Annotated in this window: 13 protein-coding genes; 9 read left to right on the top strand and 4 right to left on the bottom strand. The window is 72.6% G+C overall.

Features of this window, described 5'->3' with window-relative positions; translation table 11 throughout:
• Positions 1 to 53 precede the first annotated feature (53 nt).
• The 7 genes from ACGFNU_RS29045 to ACGFNU_RS29075 are packed head-to-tail and all read left to right on the top strand — an operon-like array spanning position 54 to position 6,935.
• Entirely contained in the window at positions 54 to 1,538 is a 1,485-nt protein-coding gene (locus ACGFNU_RS29045; RefSeq protein ID WP_392598604.1) for an SseB family protein, read from the top strand.
• Between the two features lie 21 nt (positions 1,539 to 1,559).
• Positions 1,560 to 3,467, top strand: a complete 1,908-nt coding sequence (locus tag ACGFNU_RS29050; protein WP_392598606.1) for an SseB family protein — start codon at positions 1,560 to 1,562, stop codon at positions 3,465 to 3,467.
• The gene (locus tag ACGFNU_RS29055; protein ID WP_392598608.1) at positions 3,464 to 3,832 is read left to right on the top strand and encodes a hypothetical protein; all 369 of its coding nucleotides are present in this window, start codon (positions 3,464 to 3,466) and stop codon (positions 3,830 to 3,832) included. Before ACGFNU_RS29050 ends, ACGFNU_RS29055 begins: the two co-directional genes overlap by 4 nt.
• 28 nt (positions 3,833 to 3,860) lie before the next feature.
• Positions 3,861 to 4,658, top strand: a complete 798-nt coding sequence (locus ACGFNU_RS29060; protein WP_392598610.1) for a putative hydro-lyase — start codon at positions 3,861 to 3,863, stop codon at positions 4,656 to 4,658.
• Positions 4,659 to 4,678: 20 nt separating this feature from the next.
• The gene (locus ACGFNU_RS29065; protein WP_392598611.1) at positions 4,679 to 5,431 is read left to right on the top strand and encodes a LamB/YcsF family protein; all 753 of its coding nucleotides are present in this window, start codon (positions 4,679 to 4,681) and stop codon (positions 5,429 to 5,431) included.
• Complete coding sequence (gene pxpB / locus ACGFNU_RS29070) at positions 5,428 to 6,078, top strand: 5-oxoprolinase subunit PxpB (protein WP_392598613.1); 651 nt, start codon at positions 5,428 to 5,430, stop codon at positions 6,076 to 6,078. The genes ACGFNU_RS29065 and pxpB overlap by 4 nt, the downstream gene beginning before the upstream one ends.
• Positions 6,075 to 6,935, top strand: a complete 861-nt coding sequence (locus ACGFNU_RS29075) for a biotin-dependent carboxyltransferase family protein (protein ID WP_392598614.1) — start codon at positions 6,075 to 6,077, stop codon at positions 6,933 to 6,935. The genes pxpB and ACGFNU_RS29075 overlap by 4 nt, the downstream gene beginning before the upstream one ends.
• 16 nt (positions 6,936 to 6,951) lie before the next feature.
• On the opposite strand, the gene ACGFNU_RS29080 is transcribed toward ACGFNU_RS29075, so the two are convergent.
• Positions 6,952 to 7,656 carry a histidine phosphatase family protein gene (locus tag ACGFNU_RS29080; protein WP_392598616.1) on the bottom strand — a complete coding sequence of 235 codons (705 nt, stop codon included), beginning with the start codon at positions 7,654 to 7,656 and terminating at the stop codon, positions 6,952 to 6,954.
• A gap of 34 nt (positions 7,657 to 7,690) precedes the next feature.
• The gene (locus ACGFNU_RS29085; RefSeq protein WP_392598618.1) at positions 7,691 to 8,437 is read right to left on the bottom strand and encodes an SDR family NAD(P)-dependent oxidoreductase; all 747 of its coding nucleotides are present in this window, start codon (positions 8,435 to 8,437) and stop codon (positions 7,691 to 7,693) included.
• A gap of 86 nt (positions 8,438 to 8,523) precedes the next feature.
• Here ACGFNU_RS29085 and ACGFNU_RS29090 point away from each other — a divergent pair, with 86 nt between their 5' ends.
• On the top strand, positions 8,524 to 9,111 hold the full coding sequence (locus ACGFNU_RS29090) for a TetR/AcrR family transcriptional regulator (RefSeq protein ID WP_392598619.1): 588 nt from the start codon (positions 8,524 to 8,526) through the stop codon (positions 9,109 to 9,111).
• 217 nt (positions 9,112 to 9,328) lie between these two features.
• Positions 9,329 to 9,577, top strand: a complete 249-nt coding sequence (locus ACGFNU_RS29095; RefSeq protein ID WP_392598621.1) for a DUF4287 domain-containing protein — start codon at positions 9,329 to 9,331, stop codon at positions 9,575 to 9,577.
• A gap of 11 nt (positions 9,578 to 9,588) precedes the next feature.
• Here ACGFNU_RS29095 and ACGFNU_RS29100 read toward each other — a convergent pair whose 3' ends face one another.
• Positions 9,589 to 10,686, bottom strand: a complete 1,098-nt coding sequence (locus ACGFNU_RS29100) for a winged helix DNA-binding domain-containing protein (RefSeq protein WP_392598622.1) — start codon at positions 10,684 to 10,686, stop codon at positions 9,589 to 9,591.
• A gap of 42 nt (positions 10,687 to 10,728) precedes the next feature.
• Complete coding sequence (locus tag ACGFNU_RS29105; protein ID WP_392598624.1) at positions 10,729 to 13,548, bottom strand: AAA family ATPase; 2,820 nt, start codon at positions 13,546 to 13,548, stop codon at positions 10,729 to 10,731.
• Positions 13,549 to 13,851 lie beyond the last annotated feature (303 nt).

Genomic DNA, 13,851 nt, shown 5'->3' on the forward strand with positions numbered 1-13,851 from the left:
CTCACGGCGGTCCCACGGCGCCCGCGGGGACGACCCGGCGGTAGGGAGTGATCTTGTTGGAGTGGTCCGAGTTCGCCCAGCGTCTTGGACGCGAGCTGGCGGGTCTCGAGAGGGACACCATCCTGATCGTGCGCGAGCGCGATGAGAGCCGCCACTACGTCCAGGCGATGCGGGAGCCGGACAGGCTGTACGCCGAGGCCGTCAGCAACAACTTCCTCGACGGGCCGCTGCTGCTCACGCTCGCCGACGAGGAGGTGATGAGCGAGGCCGGCTGGCGCCCGCCCGCCGAGCCGTCGCCGCGCAACTGGTGGACCGAGCTGCCCGAGTCCGGCACCGGCATCCACACGGTGACCACGGGCGACTACGCCCGCCTCGCCGACGTGATGGTGACCGCGCTGCGCGACGTGCAGGGCGTGCGGCGCCCGTCCGACCTGGTGTACGAGTCGTTCCACCGGCACGGCACCGGCCTGATCGAGCTCCTCGACTTCGGCATCGAGGCCGCCGACCCGAGCCGGATCCGCATCCGGCGCCGGTCCGCCGTCGACGAGATGACCCGGCCCGCCATGGACCCCGAAGAGCTGGAGGCCCTGCTCACCGAGGCCAAGCAGCGCGCCGACCACGCCACGTACTTCCAGCTGCTGCTCTCGGCGGACCTCGTGCTGCCCGCCACCGGCACCGCCGTCGAGGACCCCGAGTACGCCGAGTTCCCGACGACCACCATCGGCTCCGGCACCTACCTCATGGTCTTCACGTCCCCGCAGGCCCTCGCCCGTTCGGTCGGCGACCGGTCCGCCGGGCTGTACCGCCGCTCGTCCTTCGGCCAGCTCGCCGCCGCGTGGCCGGACCCGGCCTGGCAGCTGGCGATCAACGCGGGCCTGCCGAGCGAGGTCCACCTCGACGCCGCCGCCGTCACCCGCCTCGCCACCCAGCAGCGCTCCGAGCCCACGCCCGCCGAGCATCCCGCGGCGCCCCCGGCCCTGATGGCCGCCCCCGTTCCGCAGGACTCGGGTCCCAACCCGATCCATCCCCCGAACCAGGCCCGGCACGGCCAGACGCCGCCAGTACCCCCTCAGCCCGGCCAGCCGCAGCCCGGCCAGTCGTCGCAGGGTCCGGTGCCTCCCGGGCCGGTGTCGCCGGGGCCGATGCCTCCAGGGCTTGCACAACCCGGCTCAGTGCCGTCCTCGCCTCCGCCGGCACCCCAGCCCGGCCAGGCACCCCTGGGAGGCGCCCAGCCGGGCCAGACGCCGCCCAGACCGGCGTTCCCGGGCCCAGTGCCTCCGGGCCCCGGCCGGCCCGGCACGGCGCCGTCCGTCCCCGATCCACAGCCCGGCCTCGCCCCGCCCGCCCCGGCAGCGTCCGGAGCGGTGCTGTCGGGCCCGGTGGCCCCTGTCCGCGCCCCTCAAGGCACCCGGTTGTGGCGCTGGAACGGTGAGGGCGACGAGAACGCGAACGCCGTCCCTGTAGCGGTTTACGACGCCATCGGCGGATCGTGGACGCCGGTGCGCACCGACGCCGTTCCTGCCCCTTGGACCGAGTGACGTTCCGGGTACTGTCGACAAGTGGACTGGGACGACTTCGCCAAGCGGCTGGCCATCGAGCTGATGAGGTTGCCGGTCCGGTCGTTCCTGATCCTGCAGAAGCCCGGTGGCCTGCCCTACGCGCAGGTGATGCGGTCACCGGACGCCCTCGACGCCGAGGCCGTCAGCAGCGCCTTCCTGCCGAGACCGCTGAACGGGCACCAGGAGCGGCTGCTGACCAACCTGGGCTGGCGGCCGCCGAACGATCGCGACCGGCACAACTGGTGGCACCGCGCGGCCGTCGCCGACCGCTCCGGGCGTCCCCTCGACGACCTGTCCGCGACCTGCGAGCGGATGGCGGGCCGGATGGCCGCGGCGTTCCGGGACGTGCACGGCGTGGGCTCGCCCTTGGAGCTCGTCTACCAGGCGAGCCGCAGCGGTCCTGACGGAGGGCCCCTGGCGCTTCCAGGCCTGGGCATTCCGCTGGCCATCCCCGACGACGAGGCACCCGAGGAGGACGACGAGGGCGCCTCGGACGCCGACCTGGAGGCCGCGCTCGCCGAGGCCCGGGATCGCGGCGACCAGCGCGGCTACCTGGATCTCCTCGCCGGGACGGCCCTGTACCTGCCGGTCCCGGGCGACCCGTCCCGCACCGAACACCACTACGCGACCGCCCAGTTCGGCGACGGCACGTTCGTCCTGGCGTTCACGTCACCGGACGCGATGGACCGTTCGCTGCGCGGCCAAGCCGTCCATCACCGGCCCGCCACCCTCGCCGAACTCGCGGTCCACTGGCCTCGCCCCGAATGGCAGCTCGCCATCAACCCGGGCCTGCCGAGCGCCGCCTACCTGGACGCCGATCTCCTCCAGTCCGCGCCTCACGAGGCATCTCAGGCAGCGCCGCGGGGCGCGGAGCCCGATCGAGAGACCGCGGCGCGTCCCGTCCGGGAAACCGCGGCGCCGCTCGCCGAGAACACCGCGCCTCCCGTGCCTGTGCGAGAGGTCGCGCCGCCCGCACCTGAACCTGTGGCCAGCGTCGTCTCACCGCCGCCCGTGCGAGAGACCGCGCCGCCACGCGTACCGGAGCCTGTGCCGCCGCCTGTTCGCGAGAGTGCGCCACCACCCCTCAGGGACATCGGGTTGCCGCCCATGCGGGAGAGGGTTCCGACCCCTGCCGGGGAGAGCGCGACGCCGTCCACGCCAGAGGCCACGCGACCACCCGTGCAGGAGACTGCGGCACCACCCGTTCGCGAGAGCACGGCACCAGCCGTTCGCGAGAACGTACCGCCGCCCGTTCGGGAGGACGCGGCGCCGCCCGTTCCGCAGAGCGCACCGCCGGTTCGCGAGAGCGCACCTCCGCCTGTTCGGGAGAGTGCGCCGCCCGTCCGGGAGAGTGCGGCGCCGCCTGTTCGGGAGGCCTCTACGGCGGCGCCGCGGCGGGAGTCCGCGCCGCCGGTGGACGCGAATTTCGTCGTGATGCAGAAGGTGGTGCGGCCGGAGCACGTGTCGCACTATCTGGACGGCGGCTACGAGTGGGTGGCCGGGTATGTGCACCGGCTGCAGGACGTGGCGGAGCTCAACACTCCGCAACTGCTCGTGCGCGCGCTCGGGCTCGTCTACGAGGGGTCGCCGTTCTCGGCGCGCGACGAGGACATCTACGTGATCCGGTGGCCCGCGGTGAAGCCGGCGTTGTTCCGGTTGCCGCTCGGCGGGATCGACGAGTGGAGCATGGGGATCATCCCGGGCGGCTGGGTGATCGAGAAGGCGCCGTTCCCGGGGTCGGGGTACGCGCCGGGCGACGGGCCGGCGATCCCGGAGTTCAAGGTCGACAGCCAGCGGCTGCCGCACGGTTCGGAGATCTACCGGCTCGACCGGTCCGGGGTGGAGGCGCTGGTCGCCGGGTACGACGCGGACCGGCGCCGCTGGGTGCGGGTGGAGGGCGGCCTGTGAGCCTCCGGCATGGTTACTACGCGGGCTGGCGTGGCGCCGAGTACGAGGCGAGCCCGGACGGCCCTCAGGTGCGCCTGTACGCGACGGCCCCGGCGATCGGCTTCGTCGAGGTCGCGCCGGGCCGGTTCGTGCGGGTGGTGCCGGCGGCGGAGGTCGAGCACCTCTCGTACGTCACCACGACCTGTACCTGGCAGGGCCAGCCGTTCGTCGTGCTCGGCGAGCACGAGAGCTGGCTGCGGGTGGAGTACAGCGGGGGCAAGGCGCCGGTGGCCGAACGGCTCGGCCTCGAACCGTTCGACCGCGGTGTCTACCAGGCGTGGGCGCCGCGTGCCGAGGTGGCGGATCTGCACGAGGAGACCGTCTAAACCGGCAGTAATCGGGCATGACGCCTGCATGACCCAGCCCCTCGAACGATCCTCGGTTCTGACGCCGACGCAGGCCCGTTCCCTGTTCCGCACGGGCGCCACGACGCCGACGACGAGCGGCTGGTGCCGCGGGTACGCGCAGGCGAACCTCCTGGTGGTGCCGCGCGAGCTGGCGTTCGACGCGCTGCTGTTCGCGCACCGCAATCCCGGGCCGTGCCCGCTGCTGGACGTGACCGACCCCGGCGATCCGCATCCCCGCCAGGTCGCGCCGACCGCGGACCTGCGGACCGACCTGCCCGCCTACCGGGTCTACGAGAACGGCGTGCTGCTGGCGGAGGTGGCCGACGCCACCGAGTACTGGCGGCCCGACCTGGTGAGCTTCCTGTTCGGGTGCAGCTTCAGCTTCGAGGCGGCGCTGTCGGCGGCGGGCGTGCCGGTGCGGCACATCGGGCAGGACCGGAACGTGTCGATGTACGTGACGAACCGTCCCTGCGTCCCCGCCGGACGGCTCGCCGGGCCCCTCGTGGTGTCGATGCGGCCGATCCCGCCCGCGCTGGTGGCGACCGCGGTCGAGGTGAGCGCGAGCCATCCGGAGATGCACGGCCCGCCGATCCACGTCGGCGACCCCGCCGAACTGGGGATCGCCGACCTGAACCGTCCCGATTTCGGTGACGCGGTCGAGTTCGCGCCGGACGACGTGCCGGTCTTCTGGGCGTGCGGCGTGACGCCGCAGGCCGTCCTGATGGCGAGCAAGCCGGAGTTCGCCATCACCCACTCCCCGGGACGGATGTTCATCACCGACCACTCGGACGCCGCCCCGCTCTGACCGGGTGATAGATCTGGGGCATGCCCGTCATCGACATCAACGCCGACCTGGGTGAGGGGTTCGGCGTCTGGGAGCTCGGCGACGACCTCGCCCTGCTCGACGTGATCACCAGCGCGAACGTGGCGTGCGGCTTCCACGCCGGCGATCCGCTCATCATGCGGCGGGTGTGCGCGGGCGCGGTCGAGCGCGGGGTGACGATCGGCGCGCAGGTCTCCTACCGGGATCTGGCCGGATTCGGCCGCCGCGAGATGGACGTCGCGGCGCCGGAACTGACGGCCGAGATCCTCTACCAGCTCGCGGCGCTCGACGGGATCGCCCGCGCGGAAGACGGCCGCGTCGCCTACGTCAAGCCGCACGGCGCGCTCTACAACCGCATCGTCCGTGACCCGGTCCAGGCCCGCGCGGTGGCCGACGCCGTCCGCGCGTACGATCCGGCGCTGCCGATCCTGACGTTGCCGGGCTCGGCGGTGTACAAGGTCGCCGAGGGGCTCACGGTCGTCGCCGAATGCTTCGCCGACCGCGCCTACACGCCGGAGGGCAGGCTGGTGTCGCGGCGGGAGCCGGGAGCGGTCGTCCATGACCCGGACGCGGTCGCCGAACGGGCCGTCCGGATGGCCGTCGCGGGCACGGTCGTCGCGGTGGACGGTGCCGAGGTCCCGTTGAAAGCGCGTTCGGTCTGCGTGCACGGCGACACCCCCGGCGCCGTCGAGCTCGCCAGGGCCGTCCGGGCCGCGCTGGCCGGGGCGGGCGTCACGCTGGAGTCCTTCGCGTGAGGATCCGGAGGGCGGGCGACGCCGCGCTCCTGGTCGAGACGGGCGACCTGGAGACCGCGCACCGCCTGCACGCCGCCGTGCGGGAGGCGGCCGTGGCGGGTGTCGTGGATGTCGTGCCCGGCGAACGCACGGTGCTGGTGGTCATCGATCCGGCCCGGTGCGACCTCGGCCGCCTCGCCGCCCGGCTGCCCGCGCTGGCCCTGCCCGAGTCGGCGGCCGGTGGGGCGGCTCCCGTGGAGATTCCGGTGCTGTACGACGGCGCGGACGTGGACGAGGTCGCCGCGCTCACCGGGCTCTCCCGGGACGAGGTGATCCGGCGCCACGCGTCCGCCGCGTACACCGTGGCGTACCTCGGGTTCTCGCCGGGCTTCGGGTATCTCACGGGCCTCGACCCCGCCCTGCACGTCCCGCGCCGCGAGTCGCCGCGCACCTCCGTGCCCGCCGGGTCGGTCGCGATCGCCGGGCCGTACGCCGCCGTCTACCCGTCCGCCTCACCGGGCGGCTGGCGCCTCCTCGGCCGCACGGACCTGCGGTTGTGGGACGTGACGCGCGAGCCGCCCTCGCTCCTCCAGCCCGGCACCCGGGTCCGTTTCGTCCGCTCCGCTCGTTCGCCGGAGGGAGCACGTTCCTCGGAGGGGGCGGGGTGATCGAGGTCGTCCGACCCGGGCCGCTGGCGACCGTCCAGGACCTCGGCCGTCCGGGCCACGCGCACCTGGGCGTGCCATGTTCGGGAGCCGCCGACGCCCGCGCGCTGCGGCTGGCCAACCGTCTCGTCGGCAATCCCGAAGGTCAGGCGGGCATCGAGCTCACTCTCGGCGGCGCGGCCTTCCGTTTCCACCGGTCCGCGTGGATCGCCGTCTCCGGCGCCCCGGCCCCGCTCCGCATCAACGGACGCGCGTACGGCGTGAACGCGCCCTGTCCGATTCCGGCGGACGGTGTCGTCGAAGTGGGTCTTCCCGCGCGTGGCCTGCGCACCTACCTGGCCGTACGCGGCGGACTCGACGTCGAGTCCGTGCTCGGCAGCCGATCCACGGACCTCCTGTCGGGCCTCGGGCCCGCCCCGCTCTCCGCCGGAGACCGCTTGCCGATCGGCCCGTCGTCCGGGTTGCGCGACATCGAGGTGGACGTCGCCCCCGTTGCTCAGCCCCCGGACGTCCCCGTCCTGCGGATCCTGCCGGGGCCGCGCGACGACTGGTTCGTGCCCGAGGCGATCTCCGTGCTGTGCGGGCGGCCGTACGAGGTGACGCCGGACAGCAACCGCGTGGGCGTCCGTCTCGACGGCCCGAAGCTCCTCCGCGCCCGGTCCCGTGAGGGCGAACTGGGCAGCGAGGGCATGGTGACCGGCGCGCTCCAGGTCCCGCCCAGCGGCCTGCCGATCCTCTTCCTGGCCGACCACCCGACGACCGGCGGCTACCCGGTGGTGGCGGTCGTCCGGGCGGCCGACATCCCGCTGGCGGCCCAGCTCCGTCCCGGCCAGCGTCTCCGCTTCAGACCGGCGACCTGACCATGGCCGGCGGGGGTCAGCTCAGCGGGGTGAACCCGGCGCCCAGGCCCGAGTCCAGGTGGGCGGTGTCGTTGAAGCCGCGGACGGACCAGAGCCCGCCGATCACCACGAGCTGCGAGATCGATCCGTTGTCGGCGCCGAGGAAGGCGAACGGCCGTGACCTGCTGGCCATGGCCAGCGCCTGCGCGATCACGCCGCCATGGGTGAACACCGCGACCCGCCCGTCCGGATGCGCCGCCGCGATCCGATCGATGGCCCCCCGCACCCGGGCCGCGAACACCTCGGTCGGCTCTCCGCCCGGGATGACGTCCCACCGTTCCTCGGCCCAGAACCGCTGCGCGATCGGCCCGTTCTCGTGGATCATCCTGCGGAAGAGGCCGCCCTCCCACTCCCCCAGGCGCACCTCGCGCAGATCCTTCTCGGCGCGCGGCTCGATCCCGGTCAGCCTCACCAGCGGCGCGACGGTCTGCGCGGTCCGCCTGAGCGACGTCACGTAGACGGCATCGAGCCGGACCTTGCTCAGCCGTTCTCCGACCCGTTCGGCCTGCTCGCGCCCCTCCGGCGCGAGTTCGGGGTCGCCGTGCCCGTCCACCAGCGGGAACGGCCGGCCGGGCCGTGCGGGTTCGGACGCCCCGTGCCGGACGAGCAGGACCTGGGTCGCACCGGGCGGCGGCGCGTAGGGGGTCTGGCGGTACTCGGTCTGATCTTCGTGTGACGCCACACCGCGACCCTAACCGCCGCCGCCCGCGGGCGACTCAGGCCAGGGACCCGCCGTCGATGGTCAGAACGGTGCCCGTCACGAACGACGCGGCCGGACTCGCCAGGAAGACGATCCCGGCAGCGATCTCCTCCGGACGCCCGTACCGCCCCAGGGCGTTGGTGGCCCGCTGGGCGTCGGCGGTGGGCCCGTCCTCGGGATTCATGTCCGTCGCCACCGAACCCGACTGCAGCACGTTGACCGTCACGCCCCGCGGCGCCAGGTCGCGCGCGGCGCCCTGCGCGTACGCGACGATCGCGGCCTTGGTCGCCGCGTAGTCGGCCAGCCCCGGGAAACTCGTCCGGCTCGCGAGGTTGGACCCCACCGTGATGATCCGCCCGCCATCGCCGATGACCTTCGCCGCGGCCCGCGTGCCCGCGACGACGCCCCTCACGTTGACCGCGTACATGTGCTCGAACGCCGCCTCGTCGATCTCGCCGTCCACGCCCCCATACGTGATCACCCCGGCGTTGTTGACGAGCACGTCCAGGGCCCCGAAGTCGGCGGCCACGCCCTCGACCAGCCCGGCGACCTCCTGCGGATCCGCCTGGTCTGCCTTGTAGGCGTTCGCCCGCACCCCCCGCGCCTCCAGATCCCGGACCACATCGGCCGCCTTGCCCGCCGAGGCGGCGTAGCTGATCGCCACGTCCGCACCGGCGTCCGCCAGCGCCCGCGCCGTCGCCGCGCCGATGCCCCGCGACCCACCGGTCACCAGCGCGACCTTGCCCTCCAACGCCTTGCCCATGCCGAACCTCCCCTTATGTACCGAGCGGTACGAAACAGATGCGGAGTACTATACCGATCGGTACGGATAGTGCAACGGAGGGGACGATGACGGGACGCCCACGCGAGTTCGACGTCGACGAGCGCCTGGACCGGGCGCTGGAGGTCTTCTGGCGCCAGGGCTACGAGGGCACCGCGCTCTCCGACCTGACCGAGGCGATGGGCATCAACAAGCCGAGCCTCTACTCCGCGTACGGCAACAAGGAAGCGCTCTTCATCAAGGCCCTCGACCGCTACAGCGAAGGCCCCGCCAGCTACGTCGACAAGGCCCTGGCCGCACCGACCGCCCGCGCCGCCGCCGAGACCATCATGCGCGGCGCCGTAGACCTCACGACGTCCTCCCCCGGCGGCTGCCTCTTCGTCCAGGGCGCCCTGGCCACCGGCGAGCAAGGCGCCTGCGCCCGCGACGAGCTGAACGCCCGCCGCCGAGCGGGCCACGAAGCCCTCCGCGCCCGCTTCGAACGAGCGCAGGCCGAAGGCGACCTCCCGCCCGACGCCGACCCCAACGCCCTGGCCCGCCTGGTCTGGACGACGACCTACGGCCTCTCGGTCCAAGCCACCACCGGCGCCACCGCCAAAGAACTCCACGAGGCCGTAGACCTACTCCTCACCACCTGGCCCCCCACGACCCCCTGAGGGGCCCCTGAGGGGCCCCAACCCCATGACTGGGCGCGGCCAAGCTCAACGGTCTCGACCCAGGCGCGAGAACGACGGTGGCGCTCGTCTACGACCTGCCTGCGGGGGCCAAGGCCGTGACGGTCGGAGATCTCAAGCTCTGAGAGTTTCTGCCCTTGGGCCGCTCGATGGGCAGGTCGAAGCCTTGACTGCGGTGCGGAGGGGGAAGGAACCGATCATGAGCCGGAAGCCGTCCACGCCGAAAGCCCCGGGTGCCGGGGGCCTCACGTCCAGGGTCACCGTCCAGGAGGGCACGGCGCGCAGGTGGGACGACTGGTTCGTGCTCCTGGACGAGTGGGGAGCCGAAAGCCACAAACATGGCGAAATCGTGCGCTGGCTCACCGAGGAGCAGGGGGTCGACCACTGGTGGGCGCAGACACTCACCGTGGGGTACGAGCAGGAACGCGGCATGCGCGCGCCGGACTAGGACACCTGCGGCTACTCGCTGGCGGCTGAGGTGAGGAGTGGGGTGATCCTTTCGATCTCGGCGGCCAGAGGCTTGGCCGGGACGTCTTCGAAGGGCGTGACGGTGATGTCGCCGTTCTTGGCCTCCCAGACTCCGGCCACGCGGCCTTCGTGCAGGACGACCGGTGAGATCCAGCCCGCCGCCCGGCTCACCTCGGTGCGGCGCTCGGCCGGGATGAGGTACGTGGCGCCCGTTCCAGCGCCCAATATGTACTGGTCGAATCCGCCGAGGAGACGTACGGAACGCGTCGGTTCGGTGTCGAGGAGCTCGTCCAGATGTTCGGGTAGAACGAACATCTCCACGTCCTCGACCTCTACTGTGGCCAGCTCGCCCGCCGCGGCGAACCATGCTTTGACATCCTTTTTGCGGGACGCCTTGCGTATCAGCCAGTTGTCGAACATGTCAGGCGTCGCGGGCCCATGCGCCCCAAGGAAGGCCCGTATCGCCGTGTGGGCCGCGTTTTCGATTGGAGGCAGCCCCTTCCAGCCCGGAACGAACCGCTCAGGGGACGCGAACGTGACGCGCTGGCCTTGCGAGGGGCCGTAGCAGAGCACGCCCCACCAGGCGAGCGGCTTGAGCAGCGTCCCCCAGCCCGACCCCAGGACCTCGGCCAGATGCTCCGAGCCCGTCCTCTCCACGATCGCCGCGTTCAGCTCCTCGCGGGTGAGCGCCGCTCCCCCGGCCAGCGCCTCGCCGGCGGCCTCGGCGATCGCCTCCAGGTCGGCGGGGGTCGCGCCGAAGGTCTTGGTCCACGAAGGCTTCTCCCAGTGGCGGGCCGTGGCGCACAACGCGAGATAGGCCCCGGCCTCGTCGGCGGGCAGGAGGTGGAGCGTCCCCCGCATCGCCCAGGTCTTGATGAGCGACCGTTCGTCCCGGAGCGCCGTCCGCACCTCCCCGGGCGCGGGCGCCGCCTGCCGGACCGCGACCGCCAGCTCCGCGGACGACGCGACCTGGGCCTGCACGCCGGCCAGCCGCCGCGCGACCTCCGCCGCTGGAAGATCTCCGGCCGGTTCGAGCAGCTGCCGCCGCATCCGCCAGGCCAGGACCTGACTCCAAGTGACCGATGCCATGAACTGATTAGACCGCATCCCTCCGACAAAGCCGCGGCGTGTTCAGACGAGGCGGTGGGTCACTTCGGCGAACGCCGCGCGGACGTCGTCGGTGGTCAGGATGGTGAGGTCGGCGGCGGTCGCGGCCGGGCCGAGCTGGGCGGCGCGCAGGGCGCGCGAGGCGCAGGCCTTCTCGTACAGGGAACGCGCGAAGCGGCCGTTGCCCAGTTCGTCGATGCGTCCCGTGCCGCAGGCCCGCTGGAAGACCAGGGCGAGGTCGTCCAGGGCCTGTTCTTCCCAGCGGTCGCCTTCCTGCTCGGCGATCAGCTGGGCGATCTGGAGGAGCTCGTCCGGGCCGTACGAGGGGAAGTCCACCCGCACGTCGAAGCGCGAGCCCAGACCGGGGTTGGAGGCCAGGAACCGTTCCATGTCCTGGTCGTAACCCGCCAGGACGACGACGAGCCGGTCGCGGTCGTCCTCTGCCCGTTTGAGGAGGGTCTGGACGGCTTCGGCGCCGAACGCGTCGCCGCCGCTGTAGCCGGGATTGCTCAGCGCGTACGCCTCGTCCACGAACAGCACGCCGCCGAGCGCCGAATCGATGATCTTGTTGGTCTTGAGGGCGGTGGCGCCGAGGTGCTCGCCGACGAGATCGGCGCGCTGGGCCTCGACCACCGAGGGCCGCGCCAGGAGGCCGAGCGCGGCGAAGATCCGGCCGAGGACGCGGGCGACGGTCGTCTTGCCGGTGCCGGGCGGGCCGGTGAAGACGAAGTGGCGGGTCGGCGAGCGGGTGACCAGGCCCTGTTCGGCGCGCATCTGGGCGACCTGGAGCTGGGCGGCGATCTCCCGCACCTGGCGTTTGACCGCGGACAGCCCGATCATCGCGTCGAGGGAGCCGAGGGCCTCGTCGAGCGTCGGCGTCTCGGCGTACCCGCGGTACCGCTCGGTGAGCTCGGCGAACGCGGTCTCGACGTCCTCGGCGCGCAGCGTGACGAGGTCGTCGGCGGTCGGCCGGCCGGCGGCCTCGACGACGCGGACGTCGCGCGCGCGGGCGGCCGCCTCGGTGAGCGAGCGCACGAACCGCCCGTTGCCGAGCTCGTCGACGATGCCGCGCCGTTCGATCTCTTCGAAGCGGGCGCTCAGGCGGCGCCTGGCCTCGTCGTCGAGCCGGTCGTCGCGCAGGTCGGTGTGGTAGTCGGCGATGCAGAGGAGCTCGGCCGTGCGGTACGAGGGGAAGTGGACGCGCGTGCCGAAACGCGAGGCCAGCCCAGGGTTGGAGTCGAGGAACTCCGCCATCTGCGCCTCGTACCCGGCGAGGATGATGACCAGATTGTCGCGATCGTCCTCGGCGCGCTTGAGGAGCGTCTGCACGGCCTCGTTGCCGAAGCGGTCCGGCTGGCCCTCGCCGGAGTTCACCAGCGCGTACGCCTCGTCCACGAACAGCACGCCGCCGAGCGCGGAGTCGACGAGCTGGTTGGTCTTGATCGCCGTGGCGCCGAGGAACTCGCCGACGAGGTCGGCCCGGTGCGCCTCCACGAGGCTGGGTGTCGGCAGCAGCCCGAACGCGTAGAAGATCTTGGCGAGGACGCGCGCCACGGTGGTCTTGCCGGTGCCCGACGGCCCGACGAAGACGAAGTGCCGCATGGGCTTCTCGGTCGGCACCCCGGCGGCGGCCCGCAGATGCGCGGCCTCGATGGACGCGGCGATGGAACGGACCTGGCGTTTCACCGGCTCCAGCCCGATCATCTCGGTCAGCTCGGCGAGCGCCTCGGCGACCGAGATCTCCGGCTGGTCCTCCGGGCTTCCGTCCCGCATGCCGTCGTCCCGCCCCGCCTCACCGCCGCCGATCACCTGAGCCTGCGCCGCCGCGCGCGCCTCGTACGCCGCCTGCGTGGCGGCGGGCACCCCTGCGTCGTTCGGCGTTCCGTCATCCCCGCCCGAAGCCGATCCACTCCCTGAGCCCTTTCCAGACGCGTTCCCCGAGCCGCTTCCGGCCCCGCCGCCAACGCCGGATCCGCCCTTCCCTGCGCCGCCGCCACCCGAGCGCGGACCGCTGCCTGACTTCGGCCCCTTGCGTGACCCTGGGCCGGTCCCCGGCCACGACGCGCCTCCGGAACCTGACCCCGCCCCAGGTCCATTGCTTGGCCCGTTGCTCGATCCGTTGCCCGCGCCATCTCCTGACCCGTTGCCCGAACCTGCCGCTGCCCCGGGCCCGTTACCTGAGCCAGGGCCTGTGCGCCGGTCGGAACGAGATTTACCGGACGTCGCGGTGCCGTCGCCTCTCTGATTGGACTGCTCCTGGACCCAGCCCGTCTCGTACGCCTCGGCAGGTACCGAACGCCGCGCCTGATCCCATCGATAGACCAGCAAGGCGAGCGCCACCAGCCAGCCAGGCAAGACCTTCAGCTCGGCCAGTGGATGCGCTGTCGCAGCCGTGGCCACCCCGGCGGCGGCAAGGGCGAGCAGCGCCGTACGCCAGGGTGCGTACCCGCGCAGCCGCAACGCCACGAACGCGACAGGCAACGCAAGGAGCGCCAAGAGCAGGGACGGGCTCAGGTAGGGCCGCTGATCCTCGTGCCCCGGGTACATATGGCCGAGCGGAACCGACACCACGAGCCAGCCCACGATCACCGAAACCATGGCCATGCCCGCGGGCGACCGCAGCGTCAGGTGCACCACGATCAGCAGGATGAGGGTGAACGCGGCGGCGCTGAGCACCGGCCCGTTCACCACCACGGCCCCCGCCACCACCAGGCCGAGCAGCAGCAGCCCGCCCAGGAAACGCAGCCCGGCCTGGACCTGGAAATAACGCCATCGCAGGCGCTCGAATAGATCCCGCGCCGCGGTGCCCGCCGGGCGGGAGCGGGATCTCCCGAACAGTGCCATCACAGGCGAGTAAAGCGCAGGACAGGCTCGAACGGGACTCCTGGCGCCCGGTTCGTTGACACCTGCCGAGACAGAACCATGAAGGTTTCTTCCGCTTCACCATCGCCACGGACCCGGCGGACAGGACATTTGTACTGCGCAACAGTGGATTGGCGGCCCTGCCGACCGCACCCCACGCGCTCGTAGCGTCGACCGTGTGAGAAACAAGATCGACGAACCCTCATGACCGCTCGGCGCGCGCAGATGGCGGACATGGTCTGCCACATGGGCCTGTCAGTGCTGGGCGGGCCGTGCTGGCGACGT

The sequence above is a fragment of the Spirillospora sp. NPDC048911 genome (genome assembly GCF_043198015.1).
Classification (GTDB): Bacteria; Actinomycetota; Actinomycetes; order Streptosporangiales; family Streptosporangiaceae; genus Spirillospora.

Coding starts and splice junctions, on each gene's coding strand:
- ACGFNU_RS29060 (WP_392598610.1), top strand. CDS start 3,861: ATGACCCAGCCCCTCGAACGATCCTCGGTTCTGACGCCGACGCAGGCC.
- ACGFNU_RS29065 (WP_392598611.1), top strand. CDS start 4,679: ATGCCCGTCATCGACATCAACGCCGACCTGGGTGAGGGGTTCGGCGTC.
- ACGFNU_RS29085 (WP_392598618.1), bottom strand. CDS start 8,437: ATGGGCAAGGCGTTGGAGGGCAAGGTCGCGCTGGTGACCGGTGGGTCG.
- ACGFNU_RS29090 (WP_392598619.1), top strand. CDS start 8,524: ATGACGGGACGCCCACGCGAGTTCGACGTCGACGAGCGCCTGGACCGG.
- ACGFNU_RS29095 (WP_392598621.1), top strand. CDS start 9,329: ATGAGCCGGAAGCCGTCCACGCCGAAAGCCCCGGGTGCCGGGGGCCTC.
- ACGFNU_RS29100 (WP_392598622.1), bottom strand. CDS start 10,686: ATGGCATCGGTCACTTGGAGTCAGGTCCTGGCCTGGCGGATGCGGCGG.
- ACGFNU_RS29105 (WP_392598624.1), bottom strand. CDS start 13,548: ATGGCACTGTTCGGGAGATCCCGCTCCCGCCCGGCGGGCACCGCGGCG.